Source organism: Microtetraspora malaysiensis (assembly GCF_001528665.1).
In the GTDB taxonomy this organism is placed as follows: domain Bacteria; phylum Actinomycetota; class Actinomycetes; order Streptosporangiales; family Streptosporangiaceae; genus Microtetraspora_A; species Microtetraspora_A malaysiensis.
In genome coordinates this window covers 1-16,763 of record NZ_BBYJ01000014.1, presented here as the reverse complement: position 1 = coordinate 16,763, position 16,763 = coordinate 1, and the positions used below count along the sequence as shown (strand labels likewise).

At 70.9% G+C, this 16,763-nt stretch carries 14 protein-coding genes; 8 read left to right on the top strand and 6 right to left on the bottom strand.

Annotated features, from left to right (window positions below; translation table 11 throughout):
* Positions 1–128: 128 nt before the first annotated feature.
* The gene (locus AWQ71_RS18540; protein ID WP_067134864.1) at positions 129–965 is read right to left on the bottom strand and encodes a class II fructose-bisphosphate aldolase; all 837 of its coding nucleotides are present in this window, start codon (positions 963–965) and stop codon (positions 129–131) included.
* Positions 938–1,861, bottom strand: a complete 924-nt coding sequence (locus AWQ71_RS18535) for a 1-phosphofructokinase family hexose kinase (protein WP_067134862.1) — start codon at positions 1,859–1,861, stop codon at positions 938–940. Before AWQ71_RS18535 ends, AWQ71_RS18540 begins: the two co-directional genes overlap by 28 nt.
* 125 nt (positions 1,862–1,986) lie before the next feature.
* On the opposite strand from AWQ71_RS18535, the gene AWQ71_RS18530 reads away from it, so the two are divergent.
* Entirely contained in the window at positions 1,987–2,772 is a 786-nt protein-coding gene (locus tag AWQ71_RS18530) for a DeoR/GlpR family DNA-binding transcription regulator (RefSeq protein ID WP_067134861.1), read from the top strand.
* Positions 2,773–3,007: 235 nt separating this feature from the next.
* Here AWQ71_RS18530 and AWQ71_RS18525 read toward each other — a convergent pair whose 3' ends face one another.
* Positions 3,008–3,646: a superoxide dismutase family protein gene (locus AWQ71_RS18525; RefSeq protein ID WP_084259030.1), complete on the bottom strand. Its 639-nt coding sequence runs from the start codon at positions 3,644–3,646 to the stop codon at positions 3,008–3,010.
* A 682-nt stretch (positions 3,647–4,328) separates the two neighbouring features.
* On the opposite strand from AWQ71_RS18525, the gene AWQ71_RS18520 reads away from it, so the two are divergent.
* The 3 genes from AWQ71_RS18520 (at position 4,329) to AWQ71_RS18510 (ending at position 7,474) form a co-directional block, all read left to right on the top strand.
* Positions 4,329–5,597 carry an extracellular solute-binding protein gene (locus AWQ71_RS18520; RefSeq protein ID WP_067134857.1) on the top strand — a complete coding sequence of 423 codons (1,269 nt, stop codon included), beginning with the start codon at positions 4,329–4,331 and terminating at the stop codon, positions 5,595–5,597.
* A 90-nt stretch (positions 5,598–5,687) separates the two neighbouring features.
* Positions 5,688–6,593 carry a carbohydrate ABC transporter permease gene (locus AWQ71_RS18515; protein WP_067134855.1) on the top strand — a complete coding sequence of 302 codons (906 nt, stop codon included), beginning with the start codon at positions 5,688–5,690 and terminating at the stop codon, positions 6,591–6,593.
* On the top strand, positions 6,593–7,474 hold the full coding sequence (locus AWQ71_RS18510) for a carbohydrate ABC transporter permease (protein ID WP_084259029.1): 882 nt from the start codon (positions 6,593–6,595) through the stop codon (positions 7,472–7,474). The genes AWQ71_RS18515 and AWQ71_RS18510 overlap by 1 nt, the downstream gene beginning before the upstream one ends.
* Before the next feature lie 118 nt (positions 7,475–7,592).
* Here the strand turns inward: AWQ71_RS18510 and panD are convergent, their stop codons facing one another.
* Positions 7,593–8,015 carry an aspartate 1-decarboxylase gene (gene panD / locus AWQ71_RS18505; RefSeq protein WP_067134852.1) on the bottom strand — a complete coding sequence of 141 codons (423 nt, stop codon included), beginning with the start codon at positions 8,013–8,015 and terminating at the stop codon, positions 7,593–7,595.
* Between the two features lie 120 nt (positions 8,016–8,135).
* Positions 8,136–9,074 carry a M23 family metallopeptidase gene (locus tag AWQ71_RS18500; RefSeq protein WP_067134850.1) on the bottom strand — a complete coding sequence of 313 codons (939 nt, stop codon included), beginning with the start codon at positions 9,072–9,074 and terminating at the stop codon, positions 8,136–8,138.
* Between the two features lie 203 nt (positions 9,075–9,277).
* On the opposite strand from AWQ71_RS18500, the gene AWQ71_RS18495 reads away from it, so the two are divergent.
* Complete coding sequence (locus AWQ71_RS18495) at positions 9,278–12,406, top strand: AfsR/SARP family transcriptional regulator (protein WP_067134848.1); 3,129 nt, start codon at positions 9,278–9,280, stop codon at positions 12,404–12,406.
* A gap of 108 nt (positions 12,407–12,514) precedes the next feature.
* On the opposite strand, the gene AWQ71_RS18490 is transcribed toward AWQ71_RS18495, so the two are convergent.
* Entirely contained in the window at positions 12,515–13,390 is an 876-nt protein-coding gene (locus tag AWQ71_RS18490; protein WP_067134846.1) for a D-alanyl-D-alanine carboxypeptidase family protein, read from the bottom strand.
* A 415-nt stretch (positions 13,391–13,805) separates the two neighbouring features.
* Between AWQ71_RS18490 and AWQ71_RS18485 the strand changes: the two genes are divergently transcribed.
* From AWQ71_RS18485 to AWQ71_RS18475, 3 genes are all read left to right on the top strand, one after another.
* On the top strand, positions 13,806–14,087 hold the full coding sequence (locus AWQ71_RS18485) for a metal-sensitive transcriptional regulator (RefSeq protein ID WP_066951910.1): 282 nt from the start codon (positions 13,806–13,808) through the stop codon (positions 14,085–14,087).
* Between the two features lie 104 nt (positions 14,088–14,191).
* A complete protein-coding gene (locus AWQ71_RS18480) occupies positions 14,192–14,401 on the top strand; it encodes a heavy-metal-associated domain-containing protein (protein WP_067134845.1) in 210 nt (69 codons plus the stop codon).
* A gap of 100 nt (positions 14,402–14,501) precedes the next feature.
* Positions 14,502–16,763 (top strand): heavy metal translocating P-type ATPase, encoded by a 2,262-nt coding sequence (locus AWQ71_RS18475; protein WP_067134844.1) that lies wholly within the window; start codon positions 14,502–14,504, stop codon positions 16,761–16,763.

Sequence of the window (16,763 nt, the reverse complement as noted above, 5' to 3'; positions counted from 1 at the left end):
CGGCAGGACCGCCAGGTGAGCGGTGCGCGGCCAGACCGAACGACCGGGCCCGGACGACACGCGTACGCCACTGGTCCAGACCACTCTTCCTCGGTTTGGGCGTCACCCGGTGGCTGGGCCGGCCGACGTCACGCGGGGGGCGCGGCGACCGTGCGGAGCAGGTGGGCGGCCGCCTCGATCATGGCGTCCCTGGCGGACGCGAGGCGGGGCCTGGGGTCCGCGCCGGAGGGCTTCTCCGCGAACGACGTTTTGACCGCCTCGGTGAAGGCCACGTTCAGCGCCGTGCCGATGTTGATCTTCTTCATGCCTGCCGTGACGGCCTGGCGCAGTTCGTCGTCGGGCACGCCGGACGAGCCGTGCAGCACCAGTGGCACCGGCAACGCCGTCCGCAGCGCCCCGATCAGGCCGTGGTCGAGCCGCGCGACGCGCGTCGTCATCGCGTGCGAGCTGCCGACCGCGACCGCGAGCGCGTCCACGCCGGTGGCGGACACGAACGCGGCCGCCTCGCCGGGGTCGGTGCGCACGCCGGGCGCGTGCGCGCCGTCCTTCCCGCCGACCTCGCCCAGCTCGGCCTCCAGCCAGAGGCCGTTCTCGTGCGCCCACTCCGCGGCGGCCTTCGTCCTGGCCACGTTCTCCTCGTACGGATCCTGGGACGCGTCGTACATCACCGAGCTGAACCCGGTCTCGGCGGCCTGGCGCAGCAGCGCGTCGTCGGTCACGTGGTCGAGGTGGAGGGCGACCGGCACCGCGGCGTCGGCGGCGAGCGCGCCCGCCGCGGCGGCGAGCGGCCGCAGCCGGCCGAGGCGGAACCGCACCGCGTTCTCGCTGACCTGCACGATCACCGGGAGGCCCACCCGCTCGGCCGCCGCGACGACGGCCTCGGCGTGCTCAAGGGTGATGACGTTGAACGCGCACACTCCGCCGGGCGCGGCGGCGACTATCGAGGCGGTCGTGGCGAGGGGCATGCGATCTCCTGCAGGAAGGCGCGGTAGGCGGACGGGTCGATGTCCCCGGCGACCGGGGAGAGGACGGCGGCGGCCGACATCGCGGCCGCGTCGGCGAGGGCGCCCGGCCAGTCGAGCGGCCCGGGGGAGTGCAGCGCCCGGGCCAGCGCGGCGGCCACGGCGTCCCCCGCTCCGGTGGGGTTGCCCGACAGGCGGCGCGGCGGCCGTACCGCCCAGCTCCCGTCAGGGGTGACGCCGAGCAGGCCGTCAGGTCCCCGGGAGACGACCACGGCGGCGGGTCCGGCGGCGAGCAGCCGCCGCGCCGCCTCCTCGACCGGGCCCGGCCCGGCCGCCCTGGCCAGTTCGGCGGCGTTCGGCTTGGCGATGTCGGGCCGGGCGGCCAGCCCGAGCCGGAGCGCCTCATGGTCGGCGTCGAGCAGGACGCGCGCCCCCTCGGTCCGGGCATCCTCGGTCAGCTCCGCGTAGGCGTCCGGGGCGAGGCCGGGCGGCAGACTGCCCGACAGCACGACGACCCGCGCGTCCCGGCACAGCTCGCGGAACAGGCCGCGGAACCGCCGCCACTCCTCCGCCGTGACAGCGGGCCCCGGCTCGTTGAACACCGTGGCGTCGCCGGACACGACCGTGACGGTCCGCCGGGAGGTGCCCTCGATCGCGCCGAAGCGGGCCGGGATCCCGGCCCGGGACAGGTCGTCCGTGATCTCCGCTCCGGCTCCGCCCCCGACCAGCCCGGTGGCGAGGACCTCGGCGTCGAGCGAGGCCAGCACACGGGCGACGTTGACGCCCTTGCCCCCCGCACGCTGGTGGACGGCCCTGACCCGGTGGCTGGCGTTCGGCACCAGCCCGTCCACCTCGTACGTCACGTCGAGTGCGGCGTTGAGGGTGACGGTGAGGATCATGCGCGGCCCCGAGCTTCTGATGCGTATTTCTGAGCACAATATGCCATTAGCAATCAAATACGGGCAAGCCGGTGGTTGGATACGCTTCACCGGGCGAGAACGGGCGGAACCGGCGAGGAGGACCCATGTCGAGCCATGAGCGGTGGAACGCGCTGCTCGCGATCCTGGCCAGGGATGGCAAGGTCGAGGTGGACGCGGTGGCCGTCGAACTCGGCGTCTCGGCCGCCACCATCCGGCGCGACCTCGACCACCTGAGCCGCCAGCAGATGCTGACCCGGACCCGGGGCGGGGCCGTCGCCGGCGCGATCTCCTACGACCTCCCGCTGCAGTACAAGGCGGCGCGGCACGCCCCCGAGAAGCACCGCATCGCCGCGGCGGCGTCCGCGCTGGTCCCGCCCGGAGCGATCGTGGGGCTGAACGGCGGCACCACGACCACCGAGGTCGCCCGCTCCCTCGCGAGCCGGGCCGACCTCGACCGGCAGGGCGGCGAGCCGAGCGTCACCGTGGTGACGAACGCGCTGAACATCGCCAACGAGCTGGTCGTCCGCCGACACGTCAAGATCGTGGTGATCGGCGGCGTCGCGCTGCCCGCGTCGTACGAGCTGATCGGGCCGTTCGCGGAGGGCGTCCTGCGAGAGGTGTCGCTCGACTTCGCGATCCTCGGCGTGAACGCCCTCGACCCCGAGGGCGGCGCCTTCGCCCACCACGAGGGCGAAGCCGGAATCAACCGGCTGATGGCCTCCCGCGCCGCGCGGGTGGTCGTCGTGGCGGACTCCTCCAAGCTGGGTGTCCGCGCCTTCGCCCGGATCTGCCCCTGCTCGGCCATCCACACGCTGGTCACCGACAAGGACGCGCCCGCCGACACCGTCCAACGCTTCCGCGACGCCGGCGTCGAGGTCGTCCAGGCCTGAGCCCTGGCATGAGCAAGTTCAGGCCGGCTGTCGGGCCGGCCCCGGGGAGGGGCCGGATCACCGGTGACCGATCGCCGCGCCGGGTCGCGGCCTGTTCGCGCACCGTCGGGGGCAAGCGTGTGCGGAGCTCCAGCGCGCTGACGTCCGACGCGGTGCAGCAACGACGCGCCGTCGCGTCCGGCCCACATATCGGCGGCAGGTCGAAGCTCTCGCTGCGCGTCCGAGTCTTTGAGCCCTAGCTTCTGGTGATCACGCCGCAGGCGATGCGCCCGCCGGAGTCGCCCGCGTTCAGAGTTACAGCATCGGGCCCTGCCGCACCCTCCTCGTTGCGGTAGCGGTCCGGGATATTCGCGTGATTGTCGGCCAGTGCGTGGATCATGATGGCGCTGCCGTCGCTGTCGAAGAGCTGTGCCACCCGGAAGCGGTCGGTCACCACCGAGGCCGCGCCGGTGCCGTCCGCGCCGACGAGGAGGTTGGGCAGGTCTCCGCTGTGGTTGTCGTGGACGTGTGAGCCGAGGTCGTAGTGTCCGCCGGCGCTGAAGAAGGGGCTGCCCGTAGCCGGGTCTTTCGACTGAGGATCACAGGTGCCCTTGGCGTGAACGTGAAAGCCGTGAAAGCCGGGAGGCAAGTTCGTCACCGCAACTGTGATCTTGGACTTGCCGTTCCCGGCGTCCTCCACCTGAAGCGAGCCGACCGTCTGGCCGTGGGTGTTCTTGATCACTGCACTGGCGGGCGCGCCGTCTCGTCCCGACATCATCGCACCGGCGGGCGCCCCGTCTCGTCCCGGCGTCGTCTTTCCCGGTGCGGCAGCACCCAGCGTCACGACTCCCACACCCAGCACGACAAGCAGAGCCAGGCGAACCTTGCCTACCATCAGCGGTCTCCCCCGTGTAGTGCCTTCCTCCCAGGGGAAGACATCGACGATCTCACAGGTCGGCGGACGGCACCCTGGTCGGCTGCGGCATCGCGCGGAAGCAAGCCGGACCGCGGCTGGATGAAAGCGCGAAGACCGCGTGCCGCTCCGCGGTTCCGCAGGGCCTCTCTTCGGGGATCCCCCCTGCTCTGCCCGCTGCCCCGATGCCGGAAGCAAAGGTTTGCCGCCGTTTACCCCAATCGCCCCGAGTGCGGGAGAGGCCCTGGGGGGCGGCGTGCGGACGCTTGGGGGCGTGCGGGTGTGCGGGAGGGCCGCGCCGGAGCGCGAGGGCGTAGCTGCCAAGTGTGACACGTGATCATTCGTGCGCTGTTTTCGTCTCGGTCAGCGCATTTTCGAGCGGTAAAGGGCTAATATGCGCAACATCGCGCAATGTGGGGGTGGGTGCGGGCGAGAGGCGCCGTAACGAGCTGCCGAGCGCCACCGCCCCCGCCATGGGCTGCCCGGTATAGACCGGCTCTGCGTCAGCGATGCCCCTTCGTTGTGAATCCGATATTTGCCGGTATAGACCGGCCCTTTGCCGCATGTTTACCCTTGGCACCCAAGCCGCTCATTCGCGGCCTATCCGCTGTTCGGGTCTCAACCGGTACAGACCAGTCATCCCCAGAGCAAGGTGGTATTCGTGATGAGCAAGAGGTTCGCCGGGGTGGTCACCCTCGGTGTGGCCGCGGCGCTGGCCCTGTCCGCCTGCGGCGGCGAGTCGGCCGGGGGCGACGGCGGCGCTGACAAGGCCGCGGGCGGCTCCGTGACGCTGAAGCTGGTCGCCGCCGACTACGGCGACGGCCCCACCGCCGACAACAGCGGCGACAAGTTCTGGAAGGGCGTCGTCGACGAGTTCCAGGCGGCCAACCCGGGCATCAAGGTCGACGTCCAGGTCATCAACTGGAACGACATCGACACGCAGGTCGCCACCATGGTGCAGAACGGGCAGATGCCCGACATCCTGCAGACCGGCGACTACTCCGGCTTCGTCAAGGACGGCCTGCTGTACAAGGTCGACGAGGTGCTCTCGGCGAACACCCAGTCCGACATGCTGGAGAAGTTCGCCGAGTTCGGCAAGGTGGACGGCACCGCGTACGGCATCCCGTTCGTCTCCTCCGCACGCGCGCTGTTCTACAACAAGGAACTCTTCTCCAAGGCCGGCATCAGCGAGCCGCCGAAGACCTGGGACGAGCTGAAGGCCGACGCGGAGAAGCTGAAGAAGGCGGGCGTGACCCAGCCGTTCGGCCTGCCGCTGGGCCAGGAAGAGGCCCAGGGCGAGTCGTTCCTGTGGTTCATGGGCAACGGCGGCGGCTACAAGGACGACTCCGGCAAGTGGGCGATCGACTCGCCGCAGAACGTCGAGACGTTCACCTTCCTCAAGGAGCTGACCGCGGCCGGCCTCACCACGCCGAACCCCGGCACCAAGGACCGCAAGACGGTCTGGGAGGACTTCGCGGCCGGCAAGGTCGGCATGGTCAACGGCGGCCCCATGTCGATGCCGATCTTCGAGAAGGGCGGCCTGACGAACTACGGCGTCGCCGCGATCCCCGGCAAGAGCGGCCCGCTCGACACGACCCTCGGCGTCGAGGACTGGATCATGGCCTTCAACAAGAACGGCCACCAGGAGGAGATCAAGAAGTTCTTCGACTTCTTCTACTCCTCGTCCGCGGCGCAGAAGATCAGCGACACCTACAAGCTGCTGCCGGTGACGAAGTCGGGCATCGAGAAGCTCTCCGGCGACGAGAAGCTCAAGCCGTTCCTCGACGCCCTGCCCAACGCCACCTTCTACCCCTTCACCGACCCGAAGTGGTCGGAGGTGAACACGCAGATCAAGCAGACGATCGGCGGCGCCGTCACGGGTGACCCCGCGAAGGTCCTCGGAGCGATCCAGAAGGTCGCCGCGGCCGGATGACCGGTGGCGCGGCCCGCGTCTCCACGGCGCGGGCCGCGCCGCGTCCGGTCGTACGCCTTCGGCCGTACGTCTCCGCAGGAAGCAGGAGTAATGCAGCAGACCTCCCCTCTGACGCGGGCGGCGCGCGCGCTGGCGCCCCTCGCGTGGATCGGCCCGGCCATCGTGCTCATCGGCGTCGTGGTCGTGTGGCCCGTCATCGAGATGATCCGGTCGTCGTTCCTGAAGATCAACCGGTCCGGTGTGGTCCAGGGCTCGAACGGCACGGGCAACTACGCCAAGCTGTTCGAGGAACCCGACTTCCCCGGGGTCATGGCGCGCAGCGTGATCTGGGTGGTGGCCGTCGTCGCCATCACGATCCTGCTCTCGCTCGCCCTCGCCCAGCTCTTCAACCAGCGCTTCCCGGGTCGCCGCCTCGCCCGCTGGGCGATGATCGCGCCGTGGGCGGCGTCGGTGCTGATGACGGCGATCATCTTCAAGTGGATGCTCGACCCCGAGGTCGGCCTCATCAACATGGTGCGGCACGACCTCGGCCTGCTCGACGCCCTCGGCGGCGCCGACGCCGACCAGCTCGGCCAGGCGGCCACCGCCATGCCCTGGCTGATCGCCGTCGCGGTCTTCGTCTCGCTGCCGTTCACGACGTACGCGCTGCTCGCGGGGCTCTCGACGATCCCGGCGGAGGTCTACGAGGCGGCCAAGACGGATGGCGCGTCCCGGCTGCGCACGTACTGGTCGATCACGCTTCCGCTGCTGCGGCCCGCGCTGACCGTGGCGACGCTCATCAACGTGATGAACGTCTTCAACAACTTCCCGATCATCTGGGTGATGACGCACGGGCAGCCCGGCTACTCGACGGCCACATCCACGATCTTCATGTTCATCCTCAAGCGCTCCGACATCGGCGAGTCCGCCGCGATGTCCGTCGTGAACTTCGGCATGGTGATCGTCCTGGTGGCGATCTTCCTCAAGGTCAGCAAGTGGAAGAACGAGGTGTCGTGATGACCGCCACCGAGACCCCTCCGGTCGCCGCGGCGTCGCGCGCCGCGAGCGCCGGTCCCGCCCGGCGGCTGCCGCGGACCAGGACGGTGGTCGTCGCCGCCGCCGCGTACCTGATCGCGTTCCTCTTCCTGTTCCCGTACCTGGTGATGATCCTGACCGCGCTGCGGCCGCAGGCCGAACTGCGCGAGCCGGCGTATCTGCCGACGGACTTCGCCTGGGAGAACTTCGTCAACTTCTGGTCGGGCGGGCTGTCCGGGAACCTGCTGATCACCCTGCAGGTCGCGGCCGGATCGACGATCCTGGTGCTGCTGGTGGCCCTGCCCGCGGCGTACTACACCGCCCGGCACCGGTTCCGCGGCCGGACGGCGTTTCTGATCCTGGTGCTGGTCACCCAGATGTTCCAGCCGACCGCGATGCTGGTCGGGATCTACCGCGAGTTCTCCCAGCTCGGGCTGGTCGACTCGATCTGGTCGCTGATCCTGGTCAACGGCGGCTTCAACCTGGCCTTCGCGGTGTGGATCCTCAACGCGTACTTCTCCTCGATCCCGCGCGAGCTGGAGGAGGCGGCGTTCATCGACGGCACCGGCCGGTTCGGCGCGCTGTTCCGGATCACGCTTCCGCTGGCCGCGCCGGGCGTCGTCACCGCGCTGATCTTCACGTTCATCGCGGCGTGGAACGAGTTCGTGGTCGCGCTCACCCTGACGACGTCGCCCGAACAGCAGCCGCTGACCGTGCGGCTGAACTCCTTCATCGGGCAGTACCAGGTCGACTGGCAGAACCTCTTCGCCGGATCGGTGATCGCCACCGTCCCGGTCATCATCCTGTTCGCGCTGATCGAGCGGAAGGTCGTGTCCGGCCTGACCGCCGGGTCGATCAAGTAAAGCGCCGATCAAGTAAGCCGATCAGGTAGAGCGCCGATCAAGCAGGAGCGCGTACGGCGGAGCGCGGAAGGGCCCGTTCCCGGAGGGGAACGGGCCCTGTTGCGTGAAGGCGCGGGGGTCAGCCGGCCGGGGCGGCGAGATCGCCGCGGACCAGGCCCACGCCGTCGGGGACCCCGGCCGGGTCGTGGCCGGTCTCGACCGCCCGGTTGTTCTCGTCGACGAACACCACGCTCGGCCGCAGCGCGCCGACCTCGGCCTCGGCCACCAGCGCGTACGCGATGATGATCACGAGGTCGCCGACGCCGACCAGCCGGGCGGCCGCGCCGTTGATCCCGATCACGCCGGAGTCGGCCGGGCCCTCGATGACGTACGTCGAGAGGCGGTTGCCGTTGTCGATGTCGACGATGTCGACCTTCTCGCCCTCAACCAGGTTCGCCGCGACCATCAGGTCGCCGCTGATCGTCACCGATCCCACGTAGTGCAGGTCGGCCTGGGTGACGGTGGCCCGGTGGATCTTGGACTTCATCATCGTGCGGAACATGGTCCCCCGCAGGGTCTCGGAAATGGGGTACCGGGCTCGGCGGCTCCGGTCTCGCGCCGTCGATGGTACGTGATCCCGCACCGGCCACTTTCCGATCGTTCGCCTCATCCGGGGCGACGGTCACCCACAGTGTGAGAGGGGGCTGTTGTAGCTGACGCCGCCCGCGGAACCGCCCCATTTGACGCAGGTTCCGGCGGCCGAGGCGCGTACGGGACCCGCGTAGTAGCCGAAGTTGCCCGAGTCGGTGATGCGGCTCTTGCCCTGCACTTCGAGGTAGGCGCTGGTGGCGGTGTTGGTGCCGAGGGAGGTGCGCTTGAGGGTGGTGACGCAGTTGTAGCCGTTGGAGCTGTTGTAGAGGAGGTAGACGGTTCCGGCGGAGCCGAGGGCGGCCGAGTCGATCACCTTGTAGCCGCTGCCGCACACCTGCTCGGCCGTGTACGGGTTGCTGCTGGTCGCACCGCAGTTCTTGGACGTCACGGTCTGGGCCGGGTAGCCGAAGGTGGCGCCGTTGAACTTGGCCTTCTGGATGTTCGCCGGGTAGGAGGCGGTGCCGGCGCGCACCTCGTAGTGCAGGTGCGGCGCGATGTTGTTGCCCGGCTTGCTGGTGTTGCCGACCTCGCCGATCTTCTGGCCCTGGCTGACCGTGGCGCCCACGCTCACGGAGCGGGTGAGCAGGTGGGCGTAGTACGTGGACCAGCCGCCGCCGTGGTCGATCTTGATCAGGTTGCCGAAGCCGTTCGTCGATCCCTGGTGCGCGGAGATCACGACCGTGCCGGCCGCCGCGGCGACCACGGTGTCGCCCAGGTCGGCGTCGGGCGTGCTGCCCCGGTTGAAGTCGATCTCCCACGACTGGTGGGCGCTGCTCGCGTTGGAGTTGCCGGTCCAGGTCTGGCCGCAGGGGAAGGGAACCTGGAAGGCGGGCTCCGCCATGACCGCCGAGGCGGTGGCGGCGGAGGCGGTGAGGCCGGCGGCGGAGGCGCCGGCGACGCCGGTGGACGCGCCCGCGGTGACGCCGAGCAGCAGCGCCAGCCCCGCCTTGACGATGGACGTGAGTCTCATGCGGATCCTTCCTCGCGGACGACCGCCGGATGCTCCTGACGGAAGCCGCGAACTGACTGTGGAGCCTGTCCAAAGGTGCTGATGGGACCCAAGGGTCGGGATTGACCGCACAGGGAGCATCAAAAATCCATACAAAGGGCTGGCAAAGAAATGACAAAGCGCGATAAATGGTGACAGTGCCTCTGTAAGAAGAGCAGGCGGTCATGACGGTTGATCAGCCCACGTACAGAGTCCTCGGCTCGCTGGACGTCCGATCCGCAGGGCAGACCCTCCGGATCGGCGGACCGAAACCGCGGATGCTGCTCGCCACACTGTTGCTCGACGCCAACCGGACGGTCGGCACCGAGATCCTCGTCGAGGTGCTGTGGCCCAGGGCCCGCCCGCGCTCGGCCGTCGCGAACCTGCGCACGTACGCGAGTGCGCTCCGTGCCGCGCTCGCCCCGAGCGGAACCGGCCTCCAAGCCCGGCCCGGTGGCTACACCATCGAGGTGGAGCCGCACGAAGTCGACCTCCTGATCTTCGAGGAGCTGGTCGAGCGGGCCAGGCGGGACCCGGAGGGCGCGGGCTCCCACCTGCGCCGCGCGCTCGCGCTGTGGCGCGGCACTCCGCTCGCCGACCTGCCGGGCAGCCCGCTGTGGGACCGCCGCATCGAGGAGATCTCCGGAGCACGCCTCGACGCGGCCGAGGATCTGGTCGCGGTGCGGCTGGCCGCGCGCGAGTATCCGACGGCCGTCGCCGAGCTGCGCGGCCTGCTCGCCGAGCATCCCTTCCGTGAGGACCTCTGGCAGCGGCTCATGCTCGCGCTGCACTGGAGCGGCCGGCGAGCCGAGGCGCTGCGGTGCTACGGAGACATCCGCCGGCAGCTGGTCGCCGAACTCGGCGTCGAACCGGGGCCCGAACTCCGCCGCACCCACCTCGCCATCCTGTCCGGAGACCCGGCCGTCCTGCCGGAGGGCGTGCCCCTCCCGCTCGCGAACGTGTCCGCACCTCCCGGAGGTGCACGGCTCGTGGACGTGCCCGCGCCTGACGCCGTGCCCGGCCCGCGCGTGAACGCGTCGCCCCCGCCGGGCGGCGTGCGCCGGCCGTCCGGAGACAACACGGGCACCCCGGCCGGGGATGCGGGGACTGACGCGGGGGCTGAGGCGGGGGAGGCGCCCGCCGTGCCGGGACGCGTCGTTCCCGCCCCGCGCCAGCTCCCTCCGGACATACCGGACTTCACCGGCCACACGGAAGCAGTGGCCGCGCTTCTGAACGTGCTGACGGCACCTCGGTCCCCGGCCCCGGCCTCGACACCGGCCCGGCCGGAACCCGGGCCTCCGGCCGGGCCACCAGTCGGGCCGCCGCCGGGGCTTCCGGGCGGACCTCCGGTGATCGCCGTCATCGTGGGGCCGCCGGGCGTGGGCAAGTCGGCCTTCGCCGTCCACTGCGCGCATGCCGTACGGGACCGGTTTCCCCACGGGCAGCTCTACCTGTGCCTCGGCGGCGTGTCCGGCGCTCCCGTGGAGCCCGCCGATCTGCTCGCCGAGGCGCTGCGCGCGCTCGGGGTCGCCGATGCCGCTCTGCCGTACGGCGTGCACGAGCGGGCGGCGCTCTACCGGTCGCTGCTCGCCGAGCGTCCCATGCTCGTGCTGCTCGATGACGCCGCCGGCGGCGCGCAGGTCGGGCACCTGCTGCCCGGCGACGGCTCGGCCGTACTCGTGACGAGCCGGCGGCGGATCACCGAGATTCCCGGCGCGGCGCTGGTGGAGCTGGACGCGCTGCCGCGGCGCGAGGCGGTGGAACTACTCGGCAGGATCGCCGGCGCCGGCCGGATCGAGGCCGAACCGGAGTCGGCCGCCGCCATCGCACAGGCGTGCGGACACCTGCCGCTGGCCATCAGGGTCGCCGGGGCGCGGCTGGCGGCCCGGCCGGGATGGCCGCTGCGCCTGCTCGAACAGCGCCTGGCGGACGAGTCCACCCGGCTCGGCGAGCTGCGCGCGGGCGATCTGGAGGTACGGGAAAGCCTCGACCGGAGCTACCGCCTGCTGCCCGCCGAGGCCGCACGGGCCATGCGCGCGCTGGGCACGCTCGGCGCGCATCCCCTCCCCGCGTGGGTGGTGGACGCCGTCCTCGACCGCCATCGCGCCGACGACGTGACGGACGTCCTCATCAACGAGAACCTGTTGCGGCAGGTCGGCGTCGACACGCTCGGCCAGCCTCGATACCTCCTGCACGACCTGGTCCGTTGCGACGCCAAGGAACGCGCGGAACGGGAACCGGAACCCGGCGTCCTGGCGCGCGTCGTCGGCGCCTGGCTGGTGGCGGCGGAGCGGGCCGCCGCGGGCCTGCCCACCACCGTCTTCAGCGTCACCCCCACCGAGGCGGCGCGCTGGACCCCGGCCGGCGGCACGCTGACAGGGGTCCTGGAGAACCCGATCCTCTGGTTCGACCAGGAACGGGACGCCCTGGCGCGGGCGGTGGAACTGGCCGCCGAAGGCGGGCTGGCCGGTGCCGCCTGGGGGCTCGCCGCGGCCCTCGTGCCGTTCTTCGACCTCCGCTGCCACCTCGACATGTGGCAGCGCACCCACCGCGCCGCCCTCGACGCCGCCCGCGCGGCCGGGGAGCGGCACGGCGAGGCGGCCATGCTGCGCGGGCTCGCGCAGGTGTGCCTCTACCAGGACCGCTATCGGGAGTCGGGGGAGATGTTCCGGCGCTCGCGGGCGATGTTCCGGCAGGTGGGTGACAGGAGAGGCGAGGCGATCTCCGTCTGCGGGCTGGGCGCGGTCGCCCAGTTCCGCGACGACCACGTCATCGCGCTCCGCTACTTCCGGCAGGCCCTCGCGATGTTCCTCGGGCTGGACGACCGGCAGGGCGAGGCGTACGCCCGGCAGGCGATCGGGCGCGTCTGGCTGAAGTCCGGCGACCTCACGCAGGCGGCGCGATGGCTGGACGGCGCGCTGCGGCTGGCCAGGGAGATGGGCGACGCCCACCGCGAGGGATGCGTCTCCATCCAGGTCGGACGCCTGCACGACCTGGCCGCGGACGTCGAGACGGCGATGCGCTTCCAGGGGAGGGCGCTGGACATCTTCGAGAGTCTCGGCGACCGGCACTGCGGGGCCTACGCGATGCAGGGGCTCGGCGGCCTCCAGGCGGCGCGCGGCGACCTGCGGCCCGCTTTCGCCCAGCTCGAACGCTCGTTGACGATCTTCCAGCAGCTCGGCGACCTGAGCGGCGCCGCCGCCAGCACCCAGATGCTCGGTGAGCTGCACCGCTCCGCCGGCCGTACCGTCCTGGCCCGGGACTACCTGGACCGGGCCGTCTTCCTGCGTCGCGGCCTCCGCCGCCTTCCCTGAAAACGAACAGAGGGCGCCACCGGGAACGGGGTCGTGTGACTGCGACCCGGTTCCCGGCGACACCCTCTGTCGCGCGTTTCTCGGTTACGCCCGGTTGAGCGCCTTCAGTTATGCCTTGACGGCCCAGCTGATCAGGTTCTGGGCCGTGTCGAACCGCCGGTTGGAGGCGGACTCGCCGAGGATGACGCCGATCAGGCGGTGTCCGTCCCGGTCGGCGGCGAAGGTCAGGCAGAAGCCCGCGGCACGGGTGAAGCCCGTCTTCACGCCGAGCGCGCCCGGGGTGTCCAGCATCTTGTTGGTGTTCGTCCAGGTGTAGGACTTGTGGTCCGAAGTACGCGGGACGTAGTGGGTCCGGGTGGAGGTGACGGCGGTGAAGGTCTTGTCACGGAGCGCCACCTCCGCGAGCCGCGCCTGGTCCCGCGCGGTGGAGTAGCCGTCGCCGCCGGCCTTCGGCAGGCCGTCGGGGGTGGTGTACAGGGAGTCCTTCATGCCGAGCTGCTTGGCGGTGGCGTTCATCTTGCCGATGAAGCCGTCCATGCCGGGGCCGTAGGTGCGGGCGAGCGCATGTGCCGCGTCCGCGCCCGACGGGAGCATGAGGCCGTACAGCAGGTCCTTGACCGCGACCCGGTCACCGGCGCGGAGGTCGGCGCTGGTGCCGCCGTTGTCGTCGGCGTGGCTGACGTCGGCGGGGGTGATCTTGACCGTGTCGGTCAGCTTGGCTTCCTTGAGGACGACGTACGCCGTCATCGCCTTGGTGAGGCTCGCCACCGGCATGCGCTCGGTGGCCTGCTTGCTGAGCTCGACCTTGCCGGTCGTAGCGTCGATCAGATATGTCGCCCGGCCGTAGACGGACGGGGCGTTCTGCGCGGTCTGGATGACCGGAGTCTGTGTCGGAGTGGCCTGCGCGACCGCGGGCGTGGCAATGCCGGCGGCGAAGGTAAGGAGGGCTGCGCAGACGGTGAGTCGAGCTTTCCCGTTGTGCATTTCTCCAGGTTGCCATCCTTTGACAGAAATGTTGACTTCGCGGGACAGGTTTTAGGTAAAGCTTTTCCGCCTCCGTGTAGCGGCGATCGGCCGCCCGGCGAGATCGTCTGTCCGGGTGGGCCGTGTTCCACGCCGTTTCCGCGCCGTTTCGCGCCGTTTCAGTGCCGTTTGCGCGCCGCGAGCGTGCGTCCGGTGGCGCGGGGGCCGCTTTGCGACTGCCGGCCCCTGGGTAACCGCCAGGTCAGGGGCCTGCCGGCGGCGGCGTGAGCCATGGCCGCCGACCTGGCCGACCTGGTTGCCGACCTGGGCATGGCGCGGCCGGGGAATGCGCGCGGGCGGCGCGCCTACCCCGAGGAAATACCGTAGGGGGGTATGGTGTTATAGTCGTCGAACACGAGTCGAGAGGGCGGGAGAGATGGCCGGATACAGCGATACCAGGCAGGAGCACCTCCGGCGGCTGCGCCGGATCGAGGGGCAGGTCCGGGGTCTGCAGCGGATGGTCGAAGAGGACAAATACTGCATCGATATCCTCACTCAGGTGTCGGCGGCCAGCCGGGCCCTGCAGTCCTTCGCCCTCGCCCTCCTGGACGAGCACATGGCCCACTGCGTGGCCGACGCCACGGCGAAGGGTGGCGCGGAAGCCGAGGCGAAGATCAAGGAAGCCTCCGACGCCATCGCCCGCCTCGTCCGTTCCTGACTCCACACACCTTCCGCGAACAGCGCGGCGACTTCGCGCCGATCGACCCGGCGTGACCCCAAAGTTCCGACATTTCCCTATCTCTGATGCCAGGAGTGATTGTTATGACCACCACCACCTACACCGTCACGGGCATGACCTGCGGCCACTGCGTCAGCTCGGTCAAGGAAGAGGTCGGAGAGGTCGCCGGCGTCACCGGCGTCGAGGTGGACCTCGCCACCGGCCTGGTGACGGTGGACAGCGAGGGGCCTGTCGACGCGGCCGCGATCGCCGCCGCCGTTGAGGAGGCCGGATACGAAGTGGTGGATCGATGATGAACACTCCCGCGACGCGCGGAGCCTACGATCTCGGCCCCGCCGCGGTCTTCGGCGTCGGTGCCGGCGCCAGGTCGGCTGAGAAGGGGGAGGAGAGACGATGACCGTCAGCGAGTCTGACGCCGTCGAGGGGCAGCCCCTGGGCTCGCTCGAGCTCTCGATCGGCGGCATGACCTGCGCGTCCTGCGCCAACCGGATCGAGCGCCGACTCAACAAGCTGGACGGCGTGACCGCGACGGTCAACTACGCCACCGAGAAGGCCAAGGTCACCTTCCCCGACGGCATCGCCCCGCACGACCTGATCGCCGAAGTGGAGAAGGCCGGCTACACCGCGCAGCTGCCCGCCCCGCCCCGCCAGCAGAACGAGAACGGCGGCGGGCCGGAGGAGCCGGAAGACGAGCTCGGCCCGCTACGCGCCCGGCTGATCACCGCGCTGGTCCTGGCGGTCCCGGTGGTCGCGATGGCGATGATCCCCCCGCTGCAGTTCACCAACTGGCAGTGGCTGTCGCTGACGCTGGCCGCCCCGGTCGTGGTGTACGCGGGCTGGCCGTTCCACAAGGCGGCCTGGACCAACCTGCGCCACGGCGCCGCGACCATGGACACGCTGGTGTCGCTCGGCACGATCGCCGCGCTCGGCTGGTCGCTGTGGGCGCTGTTCTTCGGCACCGCCGGCACCCCCGGCATGACCCACCCGTTCGACTTCACGATCCAGCGCAGCGACGGCTCCGGCAACATCTACCTGGAGGCCGCCGCCGGGGTGACGGCGTTCATCCTGGCCGGACGCTACTTCGAAGCGCGTTCCAAGCGCCGCGCGGGCGCCGCACTGCGGGCACTGCTGGAGCTGGGCGCCAAGGATGTCGCGGTGCTGCGCGACGGGGCTGAGGTCCGAATCCCGAGCGACCAGCTCGCGGTGGGGGACCGGTTCGTGGTCCGCCCCGGCGAGAAGATCGCCACCGACGGCGTGATCGAGGAGGGCACCTCCGCGGTCGACGCCTCGATGCTGACCGGGGAGTCCGTCCCGGTCGAGGTACGGCCGGGTGACGCGGTGACCGGCGCGACCGTCAACGCCGGCGGCCGCCTGGTGGTCCGCGCCACCCGGGTCGGCTCCGACACCCAGCTGGCCCAGATGGCCCGGCTGGTGGAGGAGGCGCAGACCGGCAAGGCGCAGGTCCAGCGGCTGGCCGACCGGATCTCCGGCATCTTCGTCCCGGTCGTGATCGCGCTGGCGTTGGGCACGCTCGGTTTCTGGCTGGGCACCGGGGACGGGGTGGGGGCGGCGTTCACCGCGGCGGTCGCCGTGCTGATCATCGCCTGCCCGTGCGCGCTCGGCCTGGCGACCCCGACCGCGCTGCTGGTCGGGACCGGCCGGGGAGCCCAGCTCGGCATCCTGATCAAGGGCCCGGAGGTGCTGGAGTCCACCCGGAAGATCGACACGGTCGTGCTGGACAAGACCGGCACGGTCACCGAGGGCAAGATGACCCTGGTCGAGGTGCACACCGCCGACGGCCAGGACCAGGATGAGGTGCTGCGCCTGGCCGGAGCGCTGGAGCACGCCTCCGAGCACCCGATCGCCCAGGCCGTCGCGCGTGGCGCGGCCGAGCGGGTCGGCACGCTGCCCACGCCCGAGGACTTCGCCAACATCGAAGGACTCGGCGTCCAGGGGATCGTGGACGGGCACGCGGTGCTGGTCGGACGGCCGAAGCTGCTGGCCGAGTGGTCCCAGCACCTGCCGGTCGAGCTGGAGCGGGCGTTTGCGGCGGCTCAGGCGGCGGGGCGTACCGCGGTGGCGGTGGGCTGGGACGGCGCGGCGCGCGCCGTGCTCGTCGTGGCGGACACGGTCAAGGCCACCTCGGCCGAGGCCATCGGTCAGTTGCGCGCGCTGGGGTTGACTCCGGTGCTGCTCACCGGCGACAACGAGGCGGTGGCCCGGACGGTCGCGGCCGAGGTCGGCATCGATGAGGTCATCGCCGAGGTGCTGCCCGCCGACAAGGTGGACGTGGTCAAGCGCCTGCAGGGTCAGGGCCGTACGGTCGCGATGGTGGGGGACGGCGTCAACGACGCGGCGGCGCTGGCGCAGGCCGATCTCGGTTTGGCGATGGGGACGGGTACGGACGCGGCGATCGAGGCGTCGGACCTGACGCTGGTTCGGGGTGATCTGCGGGTGGCGGCGGACGCGATCCGGTTGTCGCGGCGGACGTTGCGGACGATCAAGGGGAATCTGTTCTGGGCGTTCGCGTACAACGTGGCGGCGTTGCCGTTGGCCGCGGCGGGGTTGCTGAACCCGATGATCGCGGGTGCCGCGATGGCGTTCTCGTCGGTGTTCGTGGTCAGCAACAGTCTCCGCCTGCGCGGTTTCAAGTAG